The organism is Streptomyces sp. NBC_01508 (assembly GCF_045040315.1).
Taxonomy (GTDB): Bacteria; Actinomycetota; Actinomycetes; order Streptomycetales; family Streptomycetaceae; genus Streptomyces.
Window position 1 is genome coordinate 1029088 of record NZ_CP109419.1, and the last position, 23190, is coordinate 1052277.

Annotated in this window: 18 protein-coding genes; 7 read left to right on the forward strand and 11 right to left on the reverse strand. The window is 72.4% G+C overall.

Annotated elements, in window-relative coordinates:
* Positions 1–2: 2 nt before the first annotated feature.
* Positions 3–1172: a xylose isomerase gene (gene xylA, locus OG700_RS04720; RefSeq protein ID WP_405609300.1), complete on the reverse strand. Its 1170-nt coding sequence runs from the start codon at positions 1170–1172 to the stop codon at positions 3–5.
* A 251-nt stretch (positions 1173–1423) separates the two neighbouring features.
* Here xylA and xylB point away from each other — a divergent pair, with 251 nt between their 5' ends.
* Both xylB and OG700_RS04730 read left to right on the forward strand, forming a co-directional pair.
* Positions 1424–2899, forward strand: a complete 1476-nt coding sequence (gene xylB, locus OG700_RS04725; RefSeq protein ID WP_405609303.1) for a xylulokinase — start codon at positions 1424–1426, stop codon at positions 2897–2899.
* Positions 2900–3095: 196 nt separating this feature from the next.
* Complete coding sequence (locus OG700_RS04730) at positions 3096–4217, forward strand: hypothetical protein (RefSeq protein ID WP_405609306.1); 1122 nt, start codon at positions 3096–3098, stop codon at positions 4215–4217.
* Between the two features lie 46 nt (positions 4218–4263).
* Here the strand turns inward: OG700_RS04730 and OG700_RS04735 are convergent, their stop codons facing one another.
* The 3 genes from OG700_RS04735 to tdh form a co-directional block, all read right to left on the reverse strand.
* Complete coding sequence (locus OG700_RS04735; RefSeq protein ID WP_405621447.1) at positions 4264–5178, reverse strand: LysR family transcriptional regulator; 915 nt, start codon at positions 5176–5178, stop codon at positions 4264–4266.
* A gap of 65 nt (positions 5179–5243) precedes the next feature.
* Positions 5244–6425 (reverse strand): glycine C-acetyltransferase, encoded by a 1182-nt coding sequence (locus OG700_RS04740; protein WP_405609309.1) that lies wholly within the window; start codon positions 6423–6425, stop codon positions 5244–5246.
* Positions 6426–6529: 104 nt separating this feature from the next.
* Positions 6530–7561, reverse strand: coding sequence for an L-threonine 3-dehydrogenase (gene tdh, locus OG700_RS04745; protein ID WP_405609312.1), 1032 nt, complete (start codon positions 7559–7561; stop codon positions 6530–6532).
* A gap of 326 nt (positions 7562–7887) precedes the next feature.
* Between tdh and OG700_RS04750 the strand changes: the two genes are divergently transcribed.
* Both OG700_RS04750 and OG700_RS04755 read left to right on the forward strand, forming a co-directional pair.
* Positions 7888–9507 (forward strand): CAP domain-containing protein, encoded by a 1620-nt coding sequence (locus OG700_RS04750; RefSeq protein ID WP_405609315.1) that lies wholly within the window; start codon positions 7888–7890, stop codon positions 9505–9507.
* 420 nt (positions 9508–9927) lie between these two features.
* Positions 9928–11010 (forward strand): terpene synthase family protein, encoded by a 1083-nt coding sequence (locus OG700_RS04755; RefSeq protein WP_405609318.1) that lies wholly within the window; start codon positions 9928–9930, stop codon positions 11008–11010.
* A gap of 49 nt (positions 11011–11059) precedes the next feature.
* On the opposite strand, the gene OG700_RS04760 is transcribed toward OG700_RS04755, so the two are convergent.
* The 6 genes from OG700_RS04760 to OG700_RS04785 form a co-directional block, all read right to left on the reverse strand.
* Positions 11060–12679 carry a cytochrome P450 gene (locus OG700_RS04760; protein ID WP_405609321.1) on the reverse strand — a complete coding sequence of 540 codons (1620 nt, stop codon included), beginning with the start codon at positions 12677–12679 and terminating at the stop codon, positions 11060–11062.
* Positions 12680–12707: 28 nt separating this feature from the next.
* Positions 12708–13319, reverse strand: a complete 612-nt coding sequence (locus tag OG700_RS04765) for a GTP-binding protein (protein WP_405609324.1) — start codon at positions 13317–13319, stop codon at positions 12708–12710.
* Entirely contained in the window at positions 13300–13671 is a 372-nt protein-coding gene (locus OG700_RS04770) for a DUF742 domain-containing protein (RefSeq protein ID WP_405609327.1), read from the reverse strand. Before OG700_RS04770 ends, OG700_RS04765 begins: the two co-directional genes overlap by 20 nt.
* Positions 13668–14075 (reverse strand): roadblock/LC7 domain-containing protein, encoded by a 408-nt coding sequence (locus tag OG700_RS04775; protein ID WP_078074197.1) that lies wholly within the window; start codon positions 14073–14075, stop codon positions 13668–13670. The genes OG700_RS04770 and OG700_RS04775 overlap by 4 nt, the downstream gene beginning before the upstream one ends.
* On the reverse strand, positions 14072–15916 hold the full coding sequence (locus tag OG700_RS04780; RefSeq protein WP_405609330.1) for a sensor histidine kinase: 1845 nt from the start codon (positions 15914–15916) through the stop codon (positions 14072–14074). The genes OG700_RS04775 and OG700_RS04780 overlap by 4 nt, the downstream gene beginning before the upstream one ends.
* Positions 15917–16472: 556 nt before the next feature.
* Complete coding sequence (locus OG700_RS04785; protein ID WP_405609333.1) at positions 16473–16892, reverse strand: hypothetical protein; 420 nt, start codon at positions 16890–16892, stop codon at positions 16473–16475.
* A gap of 80 nt (positions 16893–16972) precedes the next feature.
* Here OG700_RS04785 and OG700_RS04790 point away from each other — a divergent pair, with 80 nt between their 5' ends.
* The 3 genes from OG700_RS04790 (at position 16973) to OG700_RS04800 (ending at position 19079) form a co-directional block, all read left to right on the forward strand.
* Positions 16973–17236 (forward strand): hypothetical protein, encoded by a 264-nt coding sequence (locus OG700_RS04790; protein ID WP_405609336.1) that lies wholly within the window; start codon positions 16973–16975, stop codon positions 17234–17236.
* A gap of 134 nt (positions 17237–17370) precedes the next feature.
* On the forward strand, positions 17371–18726 hold the full coding sequence (locus tag OG700_RS04795) for a D-alanyl-D-alanine carboxypeptidase family protein (RefSeq protein ID WP_405609338.1): 1356 nt from the start codon (positions 17371–17373) through the stop codon (positions 18724–18726).
* 152 nt (positions 18727–18878) lie between these two features.
* Complete coding sequence (locus OG700_RS04800) at positions 18879–19079, forward strand: hypothetical protein (protein ID WP_405609340.1); 201 nt, start codon at positions 18879–18881, stop codon at positions 19077–19079.
* A gap of 48 nt (positions 19080–19127) precedes the next feature.
* Here OG700_RS04800 and OG700_RS04805 read toward each other — a convergent pair whose 3' ends face one another.
* Entirely contained in the window at positions 19128–21785 is a 2658-nt protein-coding gene (locus OG700_RS04805) for an ATP-binding protein (RefSeq protein WP_405609342.1), read from the reverse strand.
* Between the last annotated feature and the right edge of the window lie 1405 nt (positions 21786–23190).

Genomic DNA, 23190 nt, shown 5'->3' on the forward strand with positions numbered 1-23190 from the left:
GGTCAGCGGGCGCCCAGGAGGTGGTCCATGGCGAGCTGGTCGAGGTGTTCGAACGCCATGCCGCGGCTCGCCGCGGACGCCACGTCGAAGTCCTCGTACGCGCCGCGGTCGGCCAGCAGTGCGGCCACCCCGTCGGCGGCGGTCGGCTGTGCCAGCTCGTCCAGGCGCGAGGCGCGCAGCGCCTCCTGAACCTCCGGGTCCGCGCGGAACGAGGCGGCGCGCTCCTTGAGGATCAGGTAGTTGCGCATGCAGCCGGCGGCGGATGCCCACACGCCGTCGAAGTCCTCGGTGCGCGGCGGCTTGAAGTCGAAGTGCCGCGAGCCGTCCCAGCCCGCCGTCTCCAACAGGTCCACCAGCCAGAACGCGGCGCGCAGATCGCCGGCGCCGAAGCGCAGGTCCTGGTCGTAGCGGGTGCCGTGCTGACCGTTGAGGTCGATGTGGAAGAGCTTGCCCGCCCACAGGGCCTGCGCGATGGCGTGCGGGAAGTTCAGCCCGGCCATCTGCTCGTGGCCGACCTCGGGGTTGACGCCGTACAGCTCGGGGCGCTCCAGGCGCTCGATGAAGGCGAGCGCGTGGCCGACGGTCGGCAGCAGGATGTCGCCGCGCGGCTCGTTCGGCTTGGGCTCGATGGCGAACTTGATGTCGTACCCCTGCGACACGACGTACTCGCCGAGCAGGTCGAAGCCTTCCTTCATACGGTCGAGCGCGACGCGCACGTCCTTGGCCCCGCCGGACTCGGCGCCCTCCCGGCCGCCCCAGGCGACGAACCTCTTCGCGCCCAGTTCGGCGGCGAGGTCGATGTTGCGCAGGGTCTTGCGCAGCGCGAAGCGGCGGACGTCGCGGTCGTTCGCGGTGAAGCCGCCGTCCTTGAAGACGGGGTGGGTGAAGAGGTTGGTGGTGACCATGGGCACCACGAGGCCGGTGGTGTCCAGCGCCTGCCGGAAGCGCTTGATGTGCCCCTCGCGCTCGGCGTCGGACGAGCCGAACGGGATCAGGTCGTCGTCGTGGAAGGTCACTCCGTACGCACCCAGTTCGGCGAGGTGCTGTACGGACTCGGTGGGATCGAGCGCGGGGCGCGTCGCATCTCCGAACGGGTCCCTGCCTTGCCAGCCGACCGTCCACAGACCGAAGCTGAACTTGTCCTCGGGGGTGGGATTGAAACGTTCCGTCATTTCTCTGGCCGCCTTCGATACCTCAGGTCCGGCAGGTGCAGACCTTTTTGTTTCCTGACATGACTAATAATGCACCTCCGGGTGGGTACGGAAAAGACCCCGCGTCCGCCCAACACCGCCCGAAGCACCGAATGCCGCTTCGGGCAAGGAAATAACGCCCATCCCTGCTGGATGTGCGACAACATCACGTAATTTGTTGGCCTGCGGTCAAAATCCCGCCGCAAGCCCGGAAACCAGGAAGAGGTACGAGCGTGCCGCACAGCCAGGTGGTCATCGGCGTCGACAGCTCCACCCAGTCGACCAAGGCGGCGTTCACCGACGCGGCGACCGGACGGCTGCTCGCCGTCGGGCGCGCTCCGCACCGCGTGACCGGCGAGGCCGGGGCGCGGGAGACCGACCCCGAGGTGTGGTGGCAGGCGCTGCGCGAGGCCGTCGCCATGGGGCTCAAGGAGTCCGGCGTACCGGCGTCCGCCGTCACGGGCATCGCGGTCGCCGGCCAGCAGCACGGCCTGGTGGTGCTCGACGCGGCCGGTAAGCCGCTGCGGCCCGCCCTGCTGTGGAACGACACCCGCTCCGCCCCGCAGGCCGCCGCCCTCACCGACGCGCTGGGCGGAGCCGGCGGATGGACCGCCAGGACCGGCACCGTGCCCGTCGCCTCGATGACGGCGACCAAGTGGCAGTGGCTCCGGGAGAACGACCCCGCCTCCGCCGACGCAGCGGCGGCCGTCCGGCTGCCCCACGACTTCCTCACCGAACGCCTCGCGGGTACGGCCGTCACGGATCCCGGTGACGCGTCGGGCACCTGCTGGTACTCCACGGCGACCGGGGCGTACGACCCCGAACTCCTCGCGCTGGTGGGCCTCGACGCCGCGCTGCTGCCGGCCGTCGCCCCGACCGGGGCCACCCGGGTCGGCTCACTCACCGCCTCCTCCGCCGAGCGGCTGGGACTGCCGGCGGGCATCGCGGTCGCCGCCGGGACCGGCGACAACATGAGCGCTGCCGTCGGGCTCGGCCTCGGCGGCGCCGGGCTGCTCGACCACCCCGTACTGAGCCTCGGCACGTCGGGCACGGTCTTCGCGGCCACCCGCACCAGGCCCGCTTCGGCCGCGGTGTCCGGGTTCGCGGCGGCCGACGGGACGTTCCTGCCGCTCGGCTGCACCCTGAACTGCACCCTGGCCGTCGACAAGGTCGCCGAACTGCTGCGCCTGGACCGGGAGGACGCGGCGCCCGGCGGCGAGGCGGTGCTCCTTCCGTACCTCGACGGCGAACGCACCCCCGACCTGCCGACCGCCTCCGGCCTGCTGACGGGCCTGCGCCACCACACCACGCCGCAGCAGTTGCTCGGGGCGGCGTACGAGGGCGCGGCCGTGACGGTCCTGCGCGCGCTCGACGAGCTGCTGCGCGCCTGCGGCCTCGACCCGGCGGACCCCGTCGCGGCCCGGCGGCCGCTGCGGCTGGTGGGCGGCGGCGCCCAGGGCCGTACGTGGGTGGAGACCGTACGGCGCCTGTCCGGGCGCCCGGTGATCGTGCCGGAGAGCGGCGAGTTGGTCGCCCTGGGCGCGGCGGCGCTGGCCGCGTCGGCCGCCACCGGCGAGGACCCGGTGGCAATCGCCACCTCCTGGAAGACCGGTGACGGAACCGAACTGCCGCCGGTCACCCGGGACATGGAGACCTGGGAGCGCGTCGGCTCGGTGCTCGACCGGGCGGCGCCGAGCCTGCTGTCGTGACGCGGACGCGGCGCGGAGGAACCGAGGGAGGAACGAAGGGAGGAGCCGGGGGAGGAACCGAGGGAGGAGCGGCACCGGCGTACGGAAACACGCCGGCGCCTGGCCCGGATCGCCCTCTTGATGGTGGGTCGGGGACCGACCTACCCTGCGGATTGCGCGGCATCGCAGCGCGCCGGAGGAGGGACGAGACCCGCCCATGTCCGACGCACGAGAAGACGACGCGCTCATCGACGCGCTGCCCGACGCGGACATCCTCAAGGCCCTCAGCCGGCACGTGGCCAGGGGCGGCGGGCCGGCGATCGGCGGCGCCCGCCTCCGGCACGTCAAACGACGGCAACTGCTGCGCTCTCAGGTCGTCCGCTTCACCGAGCGACGCCACGAGACCCCCCGGACCGCCTTCGGTACGGAGGATCTGTCGGCGCTGCCTCTTTATGAAGGCACCATCACGGACCACCCGCTGCCGGTGCCCGAAGGCCCCGGCAGGCTCACCCTGATTCGCGCGGGCTCCTACCGGCCGGTGCCCTGCCCGTGCGACAACGGCCAACAGCGGTGCGCCGGTTGCTCGGGCAGCGGCGGGCACGCGTGCACCTGCCGCAACGAGCCGCCGCCGTGCGACGTGTGCCTCGATGTCGCACCGTGCGCACAGTGCGCGAAGACGGGCGGGCGACGGACGCGTACGACGAAGGCACGCCCCGCCGCAACCGGTCCGGACGCCACGGCACCCGGCGCCCGGCCGATCACCTGCGCGGTGTGCGGAACGCCGGAGGCCGCGTGCCCGCGCTGCGCGGGCCGGGGCAGGATCCGGTGCCCGCACTGCGCGGGCCGGGGACGCGAGACGTGTGCGCGCTGCTCGGGGCGGGGCGTCGGCACGCACGACGTGTGCGGCGGCAAGGGCAGCCTCACCCACTGGGTGGAGGGGACGGTCGAGTACGCGCACGAGACCGCGTCCCTGTCGCTCCCCAGGCCGTACTGGCCCGACAAGGTCCGGGAGCGGCTGACCGCCGCCGCGCGGTGGCAGCCGCGTGACGTCCCGCCGGGCGGCGCGGTGCCCCCCGGCGTCGACGGCGAACACCGTGCCGCTGTGGCGGCCCACCTGGCGCGCGGGAGGGTGGAGCTGTCCCGGCGGGTGACACTCGAAACGTGCCCGCTGGCCCGGGTGGAGCTGACGGACGACCCGAACCGGGTCTTCCATGTCTTCCCCGGCGCCCGCGGTCTTGTAGTCGTCTCGACCCTCTCGGACCGGCTGAAGCGGCGGCTGGTCGCGGCCGGGGCGGTCATCATCATCGTCCTGGCCCTGATCCTGTGGCTGGTCGGCTGAGGACACCTGAGAACACCTGAGGACACCGCGGACGCCCGCGGAACAGTCAGTCCGTCGTCAGGCCCGCCGCCGACGCCGTCAGCGCGGCCAGGACCGGGCGGATCAGCGGGTGGCGCTCGGCGCCCCTGCGGACCGCGGCGAAGACCCGGCGGGTGGCGGACGGGCCGGACACCGGGCGTACCACCGTGCCCTTCAGCTCCATCCCGCGCAGCGCGGAGCGCGGCACGAGCGCCACCCCGGCGCCGGCGCCCGCCAGGGCGACCACCGCGCGGAAATCGTCCGACGAGTGCACCAGGCGCGGTTCGAAGCCCGCCAACTCGCAGGCGAGGCGCATCACTTCGTGGCAGGGGTTGCCGGGATACGGGCTGATCCAGTCGCTGTCCGACAGCTCGGCGAGCGGCACCTCGATCTCGCGGCACAGCGGGTGCCCCTCGGGCAGGACCGCGTCGAACGGCTCGGCGTACAGCGGTACGCGCGACAGGCGCGGGTCGTCCTCGGTGGGCGCGCCCCGGTACTCGACGGCCAGGGCCACGTCCGCCTGGCCGTCGAGCAGCAGCGGCAGGCTCTCGTCACCCTCGGAGTCCCGTACCCGTACGCGGATGCCCGGGTCCGACCCGGCGAGGCGCGCGATGGCCGGGGCCAGCACCTCGGCGATCCCCGTGGCGAACGCGGCCACGGTGACCTCGCCGGCCGCTCCGCCCGCGTACGCCGCCAGCTCCGCCTCGGCCCGCTCCAACTGCGCGAGGACTTCGTGGGTGTGCGTGAGCAGGATCTCTCCGGCCGCCGTCAGCCGTACGCCCCGGCCGCTGCGGGTCAGCAGGGCGTGGCCGGTCTCCTGCTCCAGCGCGGCGAGCTGCTGGGAGACGGCCGACGGGGTCAGGTACAGCGCCGCCGCCGCGGCGGTCACCGTACGGTGGTCCGCCGCGGCTCGCAGGATGCGCAGGCGCCGGGGGTCGATCACCCGGCCATCCTGCCAGGCCACGGCAGTTCCGTATCCGGCGGCCGAACCCGGCGGCCGAACCCGGCTCAAGCCTTGAGCACGTCCCGCGCGTCGATGAACGCCGCGACCGCCCGCCGGACATCAGCCGTCGAGTGCGCCGCCGACAGTTGCACCCGGATCCGTGCCTGTCCCATGGGGACGACGGGGTACGAGAACCCGATCACGTACACCCCGCGCTCCAGCAGCAGCTCCGCCATCCGCCCGGCCTCGGCGGCGTCGCCGATCATGACGGGCGCGATGGCGTGGTCGCCGGGCAGGATCTCGAACCCCGCCGACGTCATCTCCGTACGGAAGAGAGCCGTGTTCGCGTTCAACCGCTCGCGCAGTCCGTCGGCGCTCTCCAGCAGGTCGAGCACCTTGATCGAGGCGGCGGCGATGACCGGGGCGAGGGAGTTGGAGAAGAGGTACGGGCGCGAGCGCTGGCGCAGCAGGGCGACGATCTCGGCTCGGGCGGCGACGTAGCCGCCGGACGCGCCGCCGAGTGCCTTGCCGAGGGTGCCGGTGATGATGTCGACGCGGTCCATCACGCCGTGCAGTTCGGGGGTGCCCCGGCCGCCGGGGCCGACGAAGCCGACGGCGTGCGAGTCGTCCACCATCACCATGGCGTCGTACCGGTCGGCGAGATCGCAGATCTCGGCGAGGGGCGCGACGTAGCCGTCCATGGAGAAGACGCCGTCCGTGACGACGAGGCGGCGGCGCGCGTCCTGGGACTCCTTGAGGCGCGCTTCCAGCTCGGCGAGGTCGCGGTTGGCGTAGCGCAGCCGGCGGGCCTTGGAGAGGCGGATGCCGTCGATGATGCTGGCGTGGTTGAGGGCGTCGGAGATGACCGCGTCCTCGGGGCCGAGGAGGGTTTCGAAGACGCCGCCGTTGGCGTCGAAGCAGGAGGAGTAGAGGATCGTGTCCTCCTGGCCGAGGAACGAGGAGAGGCGCCGTTCCAGCTCCTTGTGGATCTCCTGGGTGCCGCAGATGAAGCGTACGGAGGCCATGCCGTAGCCCCACCGGTCGAGCGCGTCCTTGGCGGCGGTGACGACGTCCGGGTGGTCGGCGAGACCGAGGTAGTTGTTGGCGCAGAAGTTGAGGACGTCACCGGAGGTGACGGAGACGGAGGCGTTCTGCGGGGTGGTGATCACGCGCTCGGGCTTGAAGAGACCGGCGTCGCGGATCTCTTCGAGGGTGGCACGGAGGTCGTCGCGGACTGACGCGTACATACGGGGCTCCGGGGTGAAGGGTGGGCGGAGGAGAGGGCGAGGAGAGGAGAAGGGCGGGGCGAGGAGAGGGCGGGCGAGGGGCCGTGGTGCGGAAGGGGCAGGCGTCAGGCCCAGTTGAGAATGATCTTGCCGCCGGTCGCGGTGGCCGCCTCGTCGAAGGCCGCGTCGAAGTCCTCGTAGCCGTAGCTGCCGGTGATCACGGGCGCGAGGTCGAGGCCGCCTTCGAGCAGCACCGTCATCGCGTACCACGTCTCGTACATCTCGCGGCCGTAGATGCCCTTGACCGTGATCATCGAGGTGACGATCTTCGCCCAGTCGACGGCGAACTCCCGCGCGGGCAGCCCCAGCATGGCGATCCGGCCGCCGTGCGTCATGTTGTCGACCATGTCCCGCATCGCCTCCGGGCGACCGGACATCTCCAGGCCGATGTCGAAGCCTTCCCTGAGGCCGAGCCGCCGCTGCGCCTCCGCGATGCCAGTGTCGGGGTCCGACACGTCGAGCGCGAGCGTGGCGCCGACCTTGCGGGCGATTTCCAGCCGGTCGGGGCTGACGTCCGTGACGACGACGTTGCGCGCGCCCGCGTGGCGGGCGACGGCCGCCGCCATGATGCCGATCGGGCCCGCGCCGGTGATCAGCACGTCCTCGCCGACGAGGGGGAAGGTGAGCGCGGTGTGCACGGCGTTGCCGAACGGGTCGAAGATCGCCGCGATGTCGAGGTCCACGGGTGCCCGGTGGACCCAGACGTTGGACGCGGGCAGCGCGACGTACTCGGCGAACGCGCCGTCGCGGCCGACGCCGAGTCCGACCGTACTGCGGCACAAGTGCCTGCGTCCGGCCAGACAGTTGCGACATTTACCGCAGACCAGATGGCCTTCGCCGCTCACGAGGTCGCCGACGGCGATGTCCTGGACGTCGGCGCCGACCGAGGCGACCTCGCCGACGAACTCGTGGCCGAGGACGCGCGGCGCGCTGACGGCCTGCTGGGCCCAGCCGTCCCAGGCGCGGATGTGCAGGTCGGTGCCGCAGATGCCGGTGCGGAGCACCTTGATGAGTACGTCCGAGGGACCGGTCCGCGGCTCGGGCACATCGGTGAGCCGGAGCCCCGGCTCGGCCGTCAGCTTCACAAGTGCCTTCATCGGGGCGGCTCCAGGCGGTGCGGGTGCGGGTGCAAGTGCGGGTGTGCATGCGGGTGCGGGTACGGATGCGAGCGCAAGTAGGGATGCGGGTGCGGGTGGCGCTGATCGGCGTCCGCACCAATCTGCCGCCGCCGTGACCGTTCAGTCCATCGAGGATTTCTTAAGCGGGCCGACAGCGGAGCTTCAAGCGGGACAGGAACCGGACACGCGGCCGGATATGAATTCGACCACTTGTACGCAACCGAGTGCGGCATCCGGGGAGTGGTGCCCCGCCGTTCCCCTTACGATCGGTGGCCACCGCGAGTCACGAGTGGGAGTGAGACAGCGTGAGCAGTCCATTCAAGGCCTCAGTCGTCAAGGCGGCGCGGGCCGGAGACCGGCGGGCCGGGGACCGACTCGGCCACGAGTCGCTGCCGCTGCTCCACCAGCTCGTCGGCCACGCCCTGCACGGTCACCCGGAAGTGGACGCCGTGACGCGCGAGACGGTGCGCCACGTCCTCGCCGGTCTCGGCGGGCTGCGCCGCCCGGCCGACTTCCGCTCCCACCTGGTCACCACGGCCGTCGCCCGGATCCGTGACCACGCCGACCACGTCTACGACCCGGCCCTCCCCCGCCCCGACTTCGACTTCGTGGATCTGATGATCAACCGTCTCGGGCTGTCCGGCCAGCACCGGGAGGTCGCCGAGGCCACGCGCTGGGTCGACCGGGAGCACCACACGCTGGTGGCGCTGTGGTGGCTGGAGACCTCCGGTGAACTCACCCGGCCGGAGGTCGCCGCCGCCCTGGTCGCCAACTCCCAGCAGGTGGAAGCGCGGGTCGAGCGGATGCGGGACGAGCTGGACACCGCCCGCGTGGTGGTCCGCGCGCTGTCGGCGCGCTCGCCCTGCGTCCTGCTGGAGCAACTCGTCGGCGGCTGGGACGGCATACCGTCCCCGCTCTGGCGCGAGCGAATATCCGGGCACACGCGTGGCTGCACCGTCTGCTCCGGGTACGCGGCCGGCCTGGCGCCCGCCGACACCCTGGTGGCCGGCCTCGCGCTGGTGCCGGTCGGCTCCCACCTGGACCCGTCCGCGTCCTCGTACGCCCACGTCGGTCACGCCGACGGCGCCAACGGCAACGGCCACCACCGCAACGACCGCAACGGCGCCGACGACGATCAGAACGGGAGCCGTACGCGGGCCAGGGACGCCGTGCGCCGCGACCGGCGGGCGAGACGGCGCCGGGCGGTCACCGTGACCGCCGCCGTCGCCGCGCTGCTCACCGCCGCGGGCGTCGCCCACTACGTCACGGGCGACCGGGACGAGGACGAGTCACGCGCGTCCTCCGCCGGCGAACCGGAGGCGCTGGAGCCGAAGTCGGCGGCGAGCCGTACGGCGCAGTCCGCGAGCCCTTCCCCCTCCCGCGGCAGCGCGAGCCCGTCGCCCTCGCCGACCCGCTCGCCGTCCAGGAAGGCGGCCGAGCCGAGCAAGCCCGCACCTGACCCGCGCCCGTCCACCACCGATCCGGCCCCCAAGCCCGATCCGACACCGCCGGCGGACGACCCCCGGCCGGGCGGAGGTGGCGGCGGCTTCGCCGCACAGGTCACCACCCTCGTCAACTCCGAGCGCGCCAAGGCCGGTTGCGGTCCGGTGAGCGCCAACGCACAGCTGGAGACCGCCGCGCTGCGCCACTCCCAGGACATGGCGGCGAAGGACTACTTCGACCACAACAGCCCGGACGGCAAGGACCCCGGCGACCGCATCACGGCGGCGGGCTACCGGTGGACCACCTACGGCGAGAACATCGCCCGGGGGCAGCGAACGGCCGCCCAGGTGATGGAGGGCTGGATGAACAGCCCCGGCCACCGGGACAACATCCTGAACTGCGCCTTCAAGGAGATCGGTGTCGGTGTCCACGACGCGTCCGGCGGACCGTGGTGGACCCAGGCGTTCGGCGCACGCGGCTGACGCCTCCCGCCGCACGGGAGAGCGGGGCGGCCGACAACATCACGACAGCCGGGCCGAGTTGACACGGCCCACGCACTTCATCCTGTCTCCGGCACCTGACGGTGACGTACCGAGCACGATCCGAAACGTTTTCGGACAGGATCGAATTCGACCGGCGGAATACCACTGGAACCGGCCACTCCCCCGTTGGCCGGTATTGCCGGTACCGCCCTGACGTGCGAGCCCGACCCAGACGTCCCGCCGTGTGATCCCGGCCACTCTCCAGATGGTCAATTCCAGCCACACAGAGGTCGGTTGCCCCGTTATTGACGAACCGTCATGGGCATATACGCTCCGTTCGAACAGGCCGCCCCCACACCACCCCGCACCACATTCCCACCGAACCCACCCAGCGCCCACACATACTCCTGGAGGCCGGTCATGACGTGCGTCGAGGAACGTGCCCTGGCCCGGCAGCTCCCGGCCGTGCCGTTCTACTGTCCGGTGGAACCGGCCGTCCATCCCGGCGTGCACGTCCTCAACGATCTGACGGTGGACTGGATGCTGCGCCAGAACCTCGATACCGACGAGCAACAGCGCAAGCGCCTCGCCGTCTGCGACTTCGGCGGGCTCACCGCTTCGACGATGCCGTACGGGAAGCTCGAACCCCTCACCCTGATGGCCAAGTTCCACGCCGTGCTCTTCTCGCTCGACGACGGTGTCTGCGACGAGACCGACGCCACGGCGGACCTGATGGCACAGGAGACGTCCCGCATCCTGCGTGCGGTCGAGGCCCCGGCCGCGAACTCCCGCGCCGACTCCCCGCACACCGCCGCGCTGCGCGCCCTGCGCACGGAGCTGGAGCAGTACGCCTCCCCGCAGCAACTGCGCCGCTGGACGGACGCGATGCGGGTGTACACCTCGGGGCTGGTGTGGGAGGCGTCCTGGCGCCGTAGCACCGAACTGCCTTCGCTCAACGACTACATCACCCTGTGGATGCGGGCCATAGGGATGGCCCCGTCCACGGCGATGATCGAGATCGTCGGCGGATTCGCCGTAAGGGACGAGGAGTTGGCGGACCCGCGCGTGCAGGCCCTCACCGAGATCGTCTGGACGCTGGTCAGTTGGGACAACGACCTCTACTCCCGGAACAAGGAGCTGCTGCGGGCGGGCGACGATCTCAATCTGATCGACGTGCTCTGCCATGAACTCGGCTGCGAGCCGGCCGAGGCACTGAAGCACGCGGTGGCGATGCGGGACCGGGTGATGGTGCTGCACGGCCGGCTGAGCGAACAGGTACTCGCCGACGCGAGCGGTGAACTGCGCTGCTACATAGAGGGGTTGGGGCAGTTCGTGCGCGGCCACCTGGACTGGGCGTCGGTCTGTCCCCGCTACTCGGTGCCTTCGGGTCCGGCGGCCGAGCCGGGCGGCTGGTGGAAGCGGTACCCCTCCGACGCCGGCCGGGAGCCGCTGCCGATCCCCACGATCTCGTGGTGGTGGGAGCAGCTGGACGCCACGCGCTGACCGTCCGGCCGCCCCCAACACCCCCGCCCCGTACCTCAATCCGGTGGCGTCAGTAGCCTCGCCACCACCGTACGACCGCCTGCCAGGCACGCGCCGGCGCGCCGGTTCCGCGGCGCTGCTCCGGGACCGGCCCGGCCGCCGGAGGCGCCAGGGACGGTGCCACGGCCGGGGGTACGGACGGGGGTACGGACGGTGCCACGGTCGGCGGTACGGGAGGCGGCGACCCGCCGGACCGCCTCGGCGCCGGTACGGCGGCCCGGCCCGGCACGCCCCGCGCGGGCACCGGCCGGGGCGACTCCACCTGCCACTCGGTGCGCGGCGCGGGCTCCGGGGTGGCCGACGGCGGCCCGGCGACATCCTGCGGCGGCCGCGCGGCGAACGTCACCGGCAGCTCCTGGAGGTGCCGCGACATGAGCGACGCCGACCAGCGCAAGTCCCCTTCCGGGACGGCCAGTTGGATATCGGGCAGCCGCAGCAGCAGCGCGTCGATGCCGGTGTCGGCGATCGCGCGCCCGATGTCCTGGCCGGGGCATTCGTGCGGGCCGCCGCTGAAGGCCAGATGGGCGCGGTTGCCCTGCATGGAGGCGTTGACGTCGGGCCGTACCACTGGGTCGACGTTGGCCGCGGCGATCCCGACGACCAGCGCGTCGCCCGCCTTGATCCGCTGCCCGCCGAGTTCCGTGTCGCCGACGGCCCACCGGCCGAAGATGGTGGTGAACGGCGGCTCGTCCCAGAGCGTCTGCTCGACCGCTTCGGGGAGTGTCATATGGCCGCCGCTGAGCTGGGCGCGGAACCGCGGGTCGGTGAGGACCATGCGGAGCACGTTGGCGAGCAGGTTGGCCGTGGTCTCGTACGCGGCGATGAGCACCAGCCGCAGATGCTGGGCGACCTCCGCGTCCGTGAGCCCGGCCGGGTGCTCGACGAGCCAGCTCGCGAAATCCTCGGCGGGGGCCGCCCGGCGGCGGGCCACCAGCCGGTCCAGCACCCCCATCACGTACGCGTTGCTCTGTACGGCCGTCTCGGTGCCCTTGATCATGTCGCGGGCCGACTGGACCAGCCGTTCGTTGTACTCCTCGGGCATGCCGAGGATCTGCGCCATCACCATCATCGGCAGATGCTCGGCGAAGCGGCTGACGAGATCGGCCCTGCCGTCCTGGCAGATGTCGTTGACGAGCCGGTTGCTGTAGCGGTTGATGAAGCGCCGTACGCCCCGGTGGTCGATCCGGCCGATCGAGTCGGTGACGGCGCCGCGCAGCCGCTCGTGGTCGGCGCCGTCCGCGAAGACGCAGACGGGCTGCCAGGTGAAGATCGGCGCGAGGGGGTGGTCGGGCGGCACACTGCCGTCGTTGACCGCGCGCCAGCGGCGGGAGTCCCGGGAGAACTGGGAGGGGGTACGGGTCATGTGCAGGTTCTCGCTGTGGCCGAGGACCAGCCAGGCGGGTACGTCGCCGTGCAGCAGGACCGGCGCCACCGAGCCGTGCTCGGCGCGCAGCTTCTCGTACAGGCCCATGGGGTCGTTCTCGGCCTCGGGGCCGTAGAGACGCCGCAGCCCGGCGGGCGCCGGATGGTCGCCGCCGAAGGCGTCGGTGACCAGGCCGTGGGCCGGGCAGCCCGGCGGGGGCGCGGCGGGTCCGTCCGTTCCCGGCCGGTGCGAAGAGGGCGTTGTCACGGTCACTCCAGGGATGGGAGGAGGGGAATCAGGCCGGCAGCGCCAGCGAGTGCAGATAGCGCATGAGAGTCATCAGGACATCGCGGCTCGACGCCCGCAGCCGCGCGTCGCAGTCGACCATCGGCACTTCCGCGGGCAGGTCGAGCGCGACGCGCAGCGCCTCGACGGGATGGCTCGGCGCGTCGGGGAAGGTGTTGACGGCGACGACGAACGGCACACCGCGCTCCTCCAGCCGCCCGATCACGTCGAAGCTGACTTCGAGGCGGCGGGTGTCGACGAGGACGACGGCGCCGAGCGCGCCTTCGAAGAGGCCGTTCCAGAGGAACCAGAAGCGTTCCTGGCCGGGGGTGCCGAAGAGGTAGAGCACCAGCTGCTCGCTGATGCTGATCCGGCCGAAGTCCATGGCGACGGTGGTGGCGGTCTTGCTCTCCACCCCGGAGTTGTCGTCCACGCCGACCCCGGCCTGGGTCATGGTCTCCTCGGTGGTGAGCGGGCGGATCTCGCTCACCGAGCCGACCATCGTGGTCTTGCCGACCCCGAATCCGCCCACGATCACGACCTTCACCGCGGCGGTCGCCGTGGTGGGAAGTACGTCCTCGCTCCTGGGACCTGTGATCGTGTCAGAGCTTCTGGAGTCCATGCATCACCGCTTCGAGAAGGGACCTGTCGGGGAGTGTGGCGCGGGCGACCGGCGCGCGGGACTCGACCAGATCGGTCGTGAGGAGGTCGGTCAGCAGCGCCGTCAACACGCTGAACGGCAGCCTGAGATACGCCGACAGCTCGGCGACGGACAGCGGCGCCCCGCACAGCCGCAGGATGGCGGCCTGTTCGGGCGGCACCGTCGGTGAGGGGGCCTCGCGTGCCACGATCATGGTGACGAGGTCGAGCGAGGCGCGCTTGGCACCGTCCGGGCCACCCGTGATCACGTACAGCCGTTCCGGGTCTCCCACATCGGCCCCGGGCAGCCTGCGTTCTCGTCGGGGAGGAGTCATCCGGTCTGCCCGTCATGGCGCGGCGGACTCGTCAGGTGGGCACCGATCCGAACGACCATGTCCCGCATCCGGGCGCCGACGAGACCGGCGTCCACGGTCTCGTCGGCGAGTACGGCGAGGTAGGCGCCCGTACCCGCCTCCATCAAGTAGAAGAATCCGCCGCTGACTTCGATGACGACGAGCCGCATCCGGCCGTCGCTGAGCGGGATTTCGGCGGCGACGGCGGCGGCGAGGCTCTGAAGTCCCGCGCAGGCGGCGGCGAGCCGGTCGGCGACGTCGGGGTCTCCGCCGTGCCGGGCGATCCGCAGTCCGTCGGCGGAGAGCACGACGATCTGCTGGACCTGCGGAACGCCGTCCGCGAGCTCCTTGAGCATCCAGTCCAGGTTGGCGCGCTGCTGGATCACTTCAGGTCCCCTTTGCCCCACACGTCGTCTGATTCGCCGCGCTCACCGGGCCGGTCCGGTGGCGCGTCCCCGGTGCCTGTCGCACCTGTTGTGCCTGAGCCTGTGCCCGCTTCTTTGCCTGTCGTGCCCGTGCCGGTGCCGGTGCCGGTGCCGGTGCCGGTGCCTGTGCCCGTGCCGGTGGTCGACGGGTCCTGCGGGTGCGGGTCGCCGTTGACCGCCTTGGTGAAGGCTTCGAGCCAGATGCCGGGGCCGGGTTTCCCCGCTTCCCCGGTGCCGTTCGAAGTGCCGGGGGTGCCGTTCGGGAGGCGCGGCGCGGGCGCGGGTGGCGGTGACGGTGACGGTGCCCGCACGATGTTGTGCGAGCCCAGCGGGGCCCTGCCACGGCTGCGGCGCTGCGGGAGGCCGTTCGCCGTCCACTCGGTGACGACGGGTACGTCGTCCTCCATGGCGGCCCTGACGGGCGCGGGCCGTACGGGGCCGGTGGCCGGGCGGGGAGCGGGAACGGCGGCCGGGGCGGGCGCCGGGTCGGAGGCGGGGTCGGACACGGGGCCGGAGGCGGGGTTCGCGGCCGGGGCCGCCGTGCCGCCCGTGCCGGTCGTGGGCACCGCGTCGGAGGTACGCGGCCGGCGCATCTCGGGCAGCTCGGTCCCGCCGATCCCCATCGCGGTCGCGCCGATGCCGTGGGCGATGCCGGGCGCGGGCCCGGTGGTGACCACGTCGCGCGGTACGACGAGGACGGCACGGACGCCGCCGTACGCGGACTGCCGCAGCGAGACCTGGAGGTCGTACATCTGGCAGAGCCGGCCGACGACCGCCATACCGAGTCGCGGGGTCTCGCCGAGGTCGTTGAGATCGATACCGGCCTGTGCCTGCGCGAGCATCCGCTCGGCCCGGGTCCGCGCCTCTTCGCTGAGGCTGACGCCGCCGTCCTCGATCTCGATGGCGATGCCGGTCTGCACCTCGACGGCGGTCACATGGACGCGCGTCTGCGGGGGTGAGTAGCGGGTGGCGTTGTCGAGGAGTTCGGCGCACGCGTGGATCAGCGGTTCGACCGCCGTACCGACGATGGCGACCTTGGCGATCGAGTGCAGATCGACCCGCTGGTACTCCAGGATCCGGGACATGGCACCGCGCAGCACGCTGAACAGCGGTACGGGCCTGGGCCATTGGCGTCCGGGGCGGGCCTTGCCGAGTACGGCGACACTGTCGGCGAGCCGTCCGATGAGGGCGGTGCCGTGGTCGATGCGCAGCAGATCGTCGAAGACCTCGGGGTCACGGCCGTGGTGCTCCTCCATCTCGCGCAGCTCGCTGGCCTGTTGGTGCACGAGCGACTGGACGCGGCGGGCGATGTTGACGAAGGAGCGCTGCGCGGACTCGCGCATGGCCTCCTCGTCGTCGACGATGTTGAGGATCGCGAGGAGCAACGCGCGCTGCGAGTCGGGAAGTTCGCGGTAGCGCTCGTCGCCGTCGACGATGACGTTCATGACCTCCTGCGGCGAGTTCCCCCGGCGCAGCTGGTGGATCGCGAGCGGCATCAGTTCCTTGCCGAGCCGCACGCTCTGGCTGTCGTGCTCGGCGATGCGCCGTTCCAGAAAGGCGACTTGGTGCCCGTACCGCACTTGCAGCGCACGGGCCGCCCGTCCCCGGCGGGCGATCTCCACCGCGCCCCAGGTGACGAGGACGGTGGCCACGGCCCCGTACAACGCGACCGGTATCCGGGCGGCGTCGGCGACGAAGACCACGACGACTGCCGTCGCCGTCACCATCAGGGCCGCGGAGAGCAGAAGCGCGCGAACGGTGGGTGACGCTTGATCATTCATGGGTGCTTCAACACGAACCATGTAAGCCCTCTGGCGGTCGATTCAGGGGTCGGGTAATCGAAACTATTGCGGCACATGGGAACAAGCGCCTGATTTCGTATCAACTCGGCGCGCTCCGCGAGAGCTTAGTGCGGGCGGAACAGCTCATCGGCATATTCATGAACCTCGTGCGCGAGCGGGTCCGCCGGGCATAGACTCGCGCTTTTTGCACGGAGAGCACCGAAGGCAGCACACCCAGTGACGACACCAGTTCGAATAACGAGGCCGTGTACCCCTGCCAACTGCGAGGGGCCGACCGGGCCGGCCCCGAGGAGTGGTCATTGCGGCCGACGCCGGGGGCCGGGGTTCGGTCCCGCGTCCGGCGTCCGGCGTCCGTTCCGTTCAAGACCCGCGGTGACCGGTCCGCGCAGACTCGCCCCATGGACCACACCCGCACCCCGAACCTCGACGACGCCGCCGCCTTCCTGACCACACACGCCCGCCCGCTGGACCGACGCCGCTTCGAACTGCTGCGCGGGACCGGCACTCCCACCGCCGTCGTCACCGCACTGGACGCCTACCGCAACGGGGACGGCGGCTACGGCTGGGCCCTGGAGCCCGATCTGCGGTCCGCCCTGAGCCAGCCGGTCGGCGCGCTGCTCGCCTTCGAGGTGTTCGAGGAGTGCGGCCCGGCCGTCTTCGCGCGGGCGGCCGAGCTGTGCGACTGGCTGGAGTCGGCCGGCCGACCGGACGGCGGCATGCCGTTCGCCCTGCCGATGGACGGCCCGGACGCGGCGGGCTCCGCCCCGTTCTGGGCCGAGGCCGATCCGGACGTCTCCTCGCTCCACATGACGTCGGAGCTCGCCGCCGCCGCGCACCGTGCGGGCCGGCACGACCCGGGTGTACGGAACCACCCCTGGCTCGCGCGGGCCACCGCGTTCTGCCGGGACCGGATCACCACCCTCACCCGCCCGCCGCACGTCATCGAGTTCCGCTTCGTCCTGGACTTCCTCGACACGGCACGACACCCACCCGTGGGCCGCCGACGAGCTGGTCCGGCTCGCCGCGTTTCTGCCGAAGGACGGCAGCCCCCTGCCGGTGGAGGGCGGCAGCGAAGGCGAATCGCTGCGGCTGCTCGACTTCTCGCCCCGCCCCGGCCGCCCGCTGCGGGCGCTCCTGGACGCGGCGGCGGTCGCCGACGAACTCGACCGGCTCGCCGCCGGCCAGCGCGAGGACGGCGGCGGGACCGTCGACTGGACGCCCCGCTCCCCCGCCGCCGCCCTGGAGTGGCGTGGGTACGCCACCGTCCGCGCCCTCACGATCCTGCACGCCCACGGCGTCCCGCTCACTCAGGACCGGTGAACCCCGGGGCGGGGACGGGACGACTGGACGAGGCCGCCGGACGGGACCAACGGACGGGGCACCGCCGGACGGGGATACCTCCGGTCGGCTCACGCAGCCGTGCGCGCGACGTGGTCCGTTTCTACGGTGACTGAATGATCATCAGATCGTTCCTGCGCCCCGCGTTCGCCGGCACCGTGGCTCTGACCACCGGACTGGCCGGCCTGCTGACCCTGCTCCCGGCCACCGCCGCCACCGCCGGCACGGCCACCACCACCGCCGTCGCCGCCGCGGGCTCACGGGCCGACCATCCGGCCGGGGAGGTCTCGCGGCCGGGCGGCCCCTCGCTGCTGTACCGGCCGGGCACCCATGTACGCGCGGCGGCCGGCGCGCCCGCGCCCGCGCCTCCCACGGGCGTCTCCGCCCTCTCCTGGGTGGTCGCCGACGCGGGCACGGGCGCGGTGCTCGCCGCCCACAACGCGCACCGCGCGCTGCCGCCCGCCAGCACCCTCAAGACCCTGTTCGCGGTCACCGCGCTGCCCCGGATCCCCTCCGACGCCCGGCACAGTGTGACCGAGGCGGACCTGACGGGGATCGGCGCCGGCAGCAGCCTGGTGGGCGTCGCCCCCGGCCAGACGTACGACGTGGCCGATCTGTGGCGGGGGGTCTTCCTCAGCTCGGGCAACGACGCGGTGCGGGTGCTCGCCGGAATGAACGGCGGCTGGGAGGCGACGATCAGTCAGATGCGTTCCAGGGCAAAGGAGTTGGGCGCGCTCGACACCCATGTGGTCTCCCCGGACGGCTACGACGCGCCGGGGCAGGTGTCGTCGGCGTACGACCTCGCGGTGTTCGGCCGCGCCGGGCTGAAGCTGCCGGCCTTCGCGGAGTACTGCTCGACCGTCGACGCCCAGTTCCCCGCAGGCGGTGGCTCGACCTTCGGCATCCAGAACACCAACAGGCTACTGACGGGCGCCGATGGTGTCCGGCGCTATCCAGGACTGATCGGCGTCAAGAACGGCTACACGACGCACGCGGGGAACACGCTGGTCGCGGCGGCCCGGCGAGGGGACCGCACACTGCTGGCGACGGTGATGAATCCGCAGTCCGGGGCCTCGCAGGCGGTGTACGAGGAGGCCCGTTCGCTGCTGGACTGGGGCTTCGCGGCAGCGCCCGCCGTCACGCCCGTGGGGTCGCTGGAACCGCCCCGGCCGCCGAGCCCGCCGCGCCAGGCGGCCGAGGTGGAGAAGCAGGGACCGGTCGCGCGGTCCGCCCGCGCGGCGGGGCCGGAGGCGGACGCCGCGCGGGTGGCGGGGGCGGCCGGGGCGGCCCGTCTCGCCGCCGCGACGCGGGCCGAGCCGTCCGACCCGACGTCGGCACCGTCCGGGTACATCTGGCCGATCGTGTTCATCGGGGCCGCGTGTCTCGCCGCGCTGGCGCTGTTCGCCGTACGGCGCTCCGCGCGTCGACGCCAGGATCCGGCGGACCCGTACCGGATGCGTCCGCTGCCGTGAGTACGGGGCGGCGAGGCACGGCACGTGGTGGGTGCGGGGGCGAGTGCGGGTCGGGGTCCGCAGCCGTAGCCGGGTCCGGCGACGGCAGCAGCGGCAGCGGCAGCGGCAGCGGTCCGGATGCGGCCGGCGGCGACGGCGCGCAGAGTAGATGCATGGAGCATCATGTTCTGGCCGTCGTCCTGCCCCCGTGCGGCGGAGGCCGGCGGGTCTGGGTGGACGGCCACGACGCCGGTCGCGCTCGCCGGCCGGCGGACGTCGCGGAGTTGCTGCGCAGGGCGGGCATCGATCCCGCCCGGATGACCGACGCCGGCACGGTCGAGTGGCGCGGCGGCGGTCCTCAGTCCTGGGGATGAACCCTGAAGGTCAACCCTGGGGGGTGACGAGACCCCTCAATCCCGCGGTCACCCCGCGCCGCCCCCGGCCGTCCGCGTACCCTCCAGCGCCAGCCGGGCCCGTTCCGCCAGTCCGTCGGCGCCGCACGCCTCGGCCAGCACCCGGCCCCGGCCCAGATCCGGCGCCGACCTCGCGGCGATGCCGTACTCGACGCGGGCGACCGCCAGTTCGTACGTACAGGGCGACGCTTCGAGATGGGTGACGGCCTCGGCCAGCTGGTCGACCGCGGCCGGTCCCTCGGCCAGGGACGCGGAGCAGCACAGCGCGACACCGATCGCGGTGTGCGTGCCGAACCGCTCGGCCCGGTCGCGGGCGTACGCGGCGAGTTCGGCCGCGCGGCCTGGGTCGACATCGGCAAGTGCCCGCGCGAGGTCGATCGCCCAGGTCGCCAGCACCCCGTTGTGCCGGCCTCGCGCCGTCAACGCCCGCCCCGTACTTTCGAGTTCGGCGATCGCCTCCTCCGTACGGCCGAGGGCGAGCAGCAGCCTGCCGCGTACGGACCGCGCGTCGGGGATGGCGATGGTCGAGGCGTACGGCGGTGCGAAGGCGTAGCGCTCGGCCGCTTCGCGTGCCTCTTCGACGTGTCCCCGGGCGAGCAGGGTGTCGACGAGCATGCAGATGCCGTTCCAGTGCATCGGCAGGCGGTCGCCGACCCGGTCGGCGAGGCGCAGACTCTCGCGCAGATATGTCTCCGCGTCGGCGAGGCGGCCCCGTCTGCGGTGGGCGTAGCCGACGAGCGTATGGGCGAACGCGAGGTGGCCGCCGCTCCAGCCGGAGATCTCGAAGGCCCGCATGCCTTCGTCGAACAGCTTCTCCGCGCGGTCGAGTTGGTCGGCGAAGGCGAAGGACAGCGCGAGCAGGGCGGGTGGTTCGAAGCCCCAGGCCGTACCGGTCCAGCCGGTACCGGGGGCGAGCGCGCCGCCGACCAGGGCGCGTTCGCCGATCTGGACGATCTCCTCGGCGCTCTCGCCGCGTGCCGTGGCGTCGAAGGCGCGCAGCATGAGCAGGACACGTTCGGTGTTGTCGCGCCCGCCCAGCCCGGCTGCGGTCTCGGCGAGGCGGCGGGAGCGTTCCCTGCCGTCGTCCTCGGTCTCCTGGACGCCCTCCCACAGGAAGTGCGCGGTCCGCAGGCGCATCCGGGCGGGTCCCGACGGGGTGCGGTCGGCTTCGGCGGCGGCGACCCGGGCGGCTTCCCGGGTCTGGTCGTTGTGCGTCAGGGCCTGTGACAGCCGGAAGACCGCGTCGACGCGCAGCGTGTCGTCCAGGAGCTGGGTGTCGATCGCGGCGCGCAGGTGCCCGACGGTGGTGGCGGGTGACGACAGGAGGGTCGCGCAGCCCAGTTCGTACAGCACTTCGGCCCGGGTCCGGGGCAACGGTGGTTCTTTCAGGGCGCGTTCGAGGCAGCGGCGGGCGGCGTCGGGGGCGCCGACCGCGAGATGTTCGGCGGCGGCCTCGCGCAACTGCACGACCAGTTCGGCGTCGTTGTCGGGGTGGACCTCAAGGAGGTGGCGGGCGGCGAGCGCGGCACGCCGGCCACTGCGGGTGACGAGCCAGGCGGCCCGGCCGTGGAAGGCGGTCCGGATGCCCGGGGGGATGGCGCGGTAGACGGCGGTGGCGATGAGGGGGTGGACGAACTCCAGCGGGTCGGTGCCGACGAGGATGCGGGCCAGCCGGAGCCGTTCGGCGCAGTCGGCGGCCTCCGCCGGTCCCATCCCGGCGAGGGACACGACGAGTTCGAGGGAGATGTCGGTGCCGAGTATCGCGGCGGCCCAGGCGAAGCGGGTCGTGGTGGGACCCAGCTCCTCCAGCCGGGCGACGAGGCCGGTGCCGCGGGTCGCGGCGCCGAGCGCGCTGAGGGCGTCGGCGGACTTGCCGACGGGGTCGAGGGCCTGGTCGCGGGCCTTGGCGAGCAGTTCGACGGTTTCGTAGGCGTTGCCGCCGGTGACTTCCCACACCTCGCGGCAGAACGGTTCGTCCGCGTGCTCGCCGAGGCTGGCGCGGGCGAGTGTGGCGGTGGCCTCGGAGGTCAGCGCCTTCAGGGTGACGAGCAGTCGGGCGCACTCGCCCAATGCCCTCAGGAGATGGGCGCATTCGCCGATCGCGTCCTCGACGCGGTACGCGACGACGACGAGGATCGGCGGGCCGCCCGTACGCCGGGCGAAGGACGCCAGCCAGGCGAGGGATTCGAGGTCGGACCAGTGCGCGTCGTCGACGACCACGACGAGCGGGGGCAGCGCCTCGGCGAGCCGGCAAAAGAGGGTGTCCAGGCCGTCCCTGACGCCCTGCGGATCGGCGTTCCGCGCGCCGGGCGGCGCGACTCCGAGGGCGGGGCCGACGATGTCGTACTTGTCGCCGAGCAGTTCGCGTACGTCGTCGGATCCGCGCTCCGTCAGGGCGGGTTGCAGCAGCTGCCGTACAACGTGGAACGGCACGGAGGTCACTGTCTCGCCGCCGCGCGCCGACCACACGGTGCAGCGGCCGGCCGCCATGCGCCGGACCTCGGAGAGCATTGCGGTCTTGCCGAGTCCGGCGGCGCCGCGGTAGACGAGGAGTCCGCCGGCCGGGGTCTGTGCGAAGAGCCCTTCGACGGCGTGCGCGGCTGCGGCGATCTCCGGCTCGCGTTCGAGGAGCGGGAGGCGGACCGCGTGCTCCGGCGGGGGCACCATCACCCTCCTTACGGTGAACGGGCGTGCAGGTCAGATCACGACACTAGCCCGCTCGTCCTGCCGTTGGGCAGGGATCCGTGCGGATCCGGACGATTTCGGCCGGTGCTGATCGATCGCGTGTACGCGCCGGGTGTCTCCATGGTCACACCGTGCGAGACCAACCCATCATGCGTGCGGCGGCGTTGGCCTGGAGAGGCATCAACTACGACGCGGGCACGGACTATTCGGGCGGCGGCTCGTCCTCCGCGCCGTGGCCGGACGGTGTGTTGCGGCGCCATATGGCCATGATTCGCGACGAGTTGCACGCGAACTCGGTGACCGTATGCGGCACGGACATCGAACGGCCGACAGTGTACGGGGGCCTCGCCGCCGAAGCGGGCCCGCATGTCTGGTCGCAGCCCCGTCTCATCGAGGGCGACGCGGCGGCGACGCCGGCGCACCTGGCGGCGACGGCCGACGCGACGGAGGGACTGCGTCGGCGCCACGCGGCCGTCGACCTCAGCGTCGGCTGCGAGCTGACGATGTTCACCTCGGGCTTCATTGCCGGCTACGGCGACCGCACGGCGGCGCGCTGTGGGAGCGGGTGGACTGGTCGGGCTTCGACTTCGTCGGCCAGAACTACTACCGGACGGCGTACAACGCCCAGGACTACTACGCGGACGGCCTGCGGATCCCCCGGCCCTGAACGGCGCCTACGTCCGCGCGGAACAGGAACAGGCCGACTACCTGACGGACCTGCCCGACATCTACGGGGCGCACGGCGTCCAGGGCGCGTACGTCTACGAGTTCGCCACGTCGGATCCGTACTCCCCCGGCCCGGCAGGCGACTTGGACATGGACAGCCTCGGCCTGCCGAAGTCGGTCGACGTCGGCCGGGAGCAGAAGGAGTCGTTCCGCGCGCCGGCCCGACGGTTCGGCGCGGGCTGACGGCTCCTGCGGCTACGGACGGCGACGCCGGTCCGGGCGCCGGAGGCCGGCAGACGTGGTGATCCCGCGCACCGGGCGACAAACGGTGGCGACGGCGTCGAACCGGGCGGTGACCGGCTGGAAGGGGGCCATTTCCCCCGCGTCCGGCGCAACGCCGTTATGCGTTTATGTTGCCTTCTCCTGGAAGCCGCGCCGTTTCCCCGGAAATACCGTGACGAGGCATTCGACATGGTCGGCGGCGTACTTCCGGAGGGCTCCTTCGGTGGCGACTTCGGGTGTCTCCTGCGAGGAATCTGCACATCGAATACGCAGGCGGGCCAATCCACCGTCAGGTCCGTACCTGTAGCGATCCGCGCGTGCCGCCTTTGGTGCGGGAATGTCCGCTTCGGGGCGGTCGACGGCGTGAAGAAGATGGCACCGAGCCATGGACGCGCGGGCACTTCGGCATACCCCAACACCACTTCCGGGTCTGATCGTT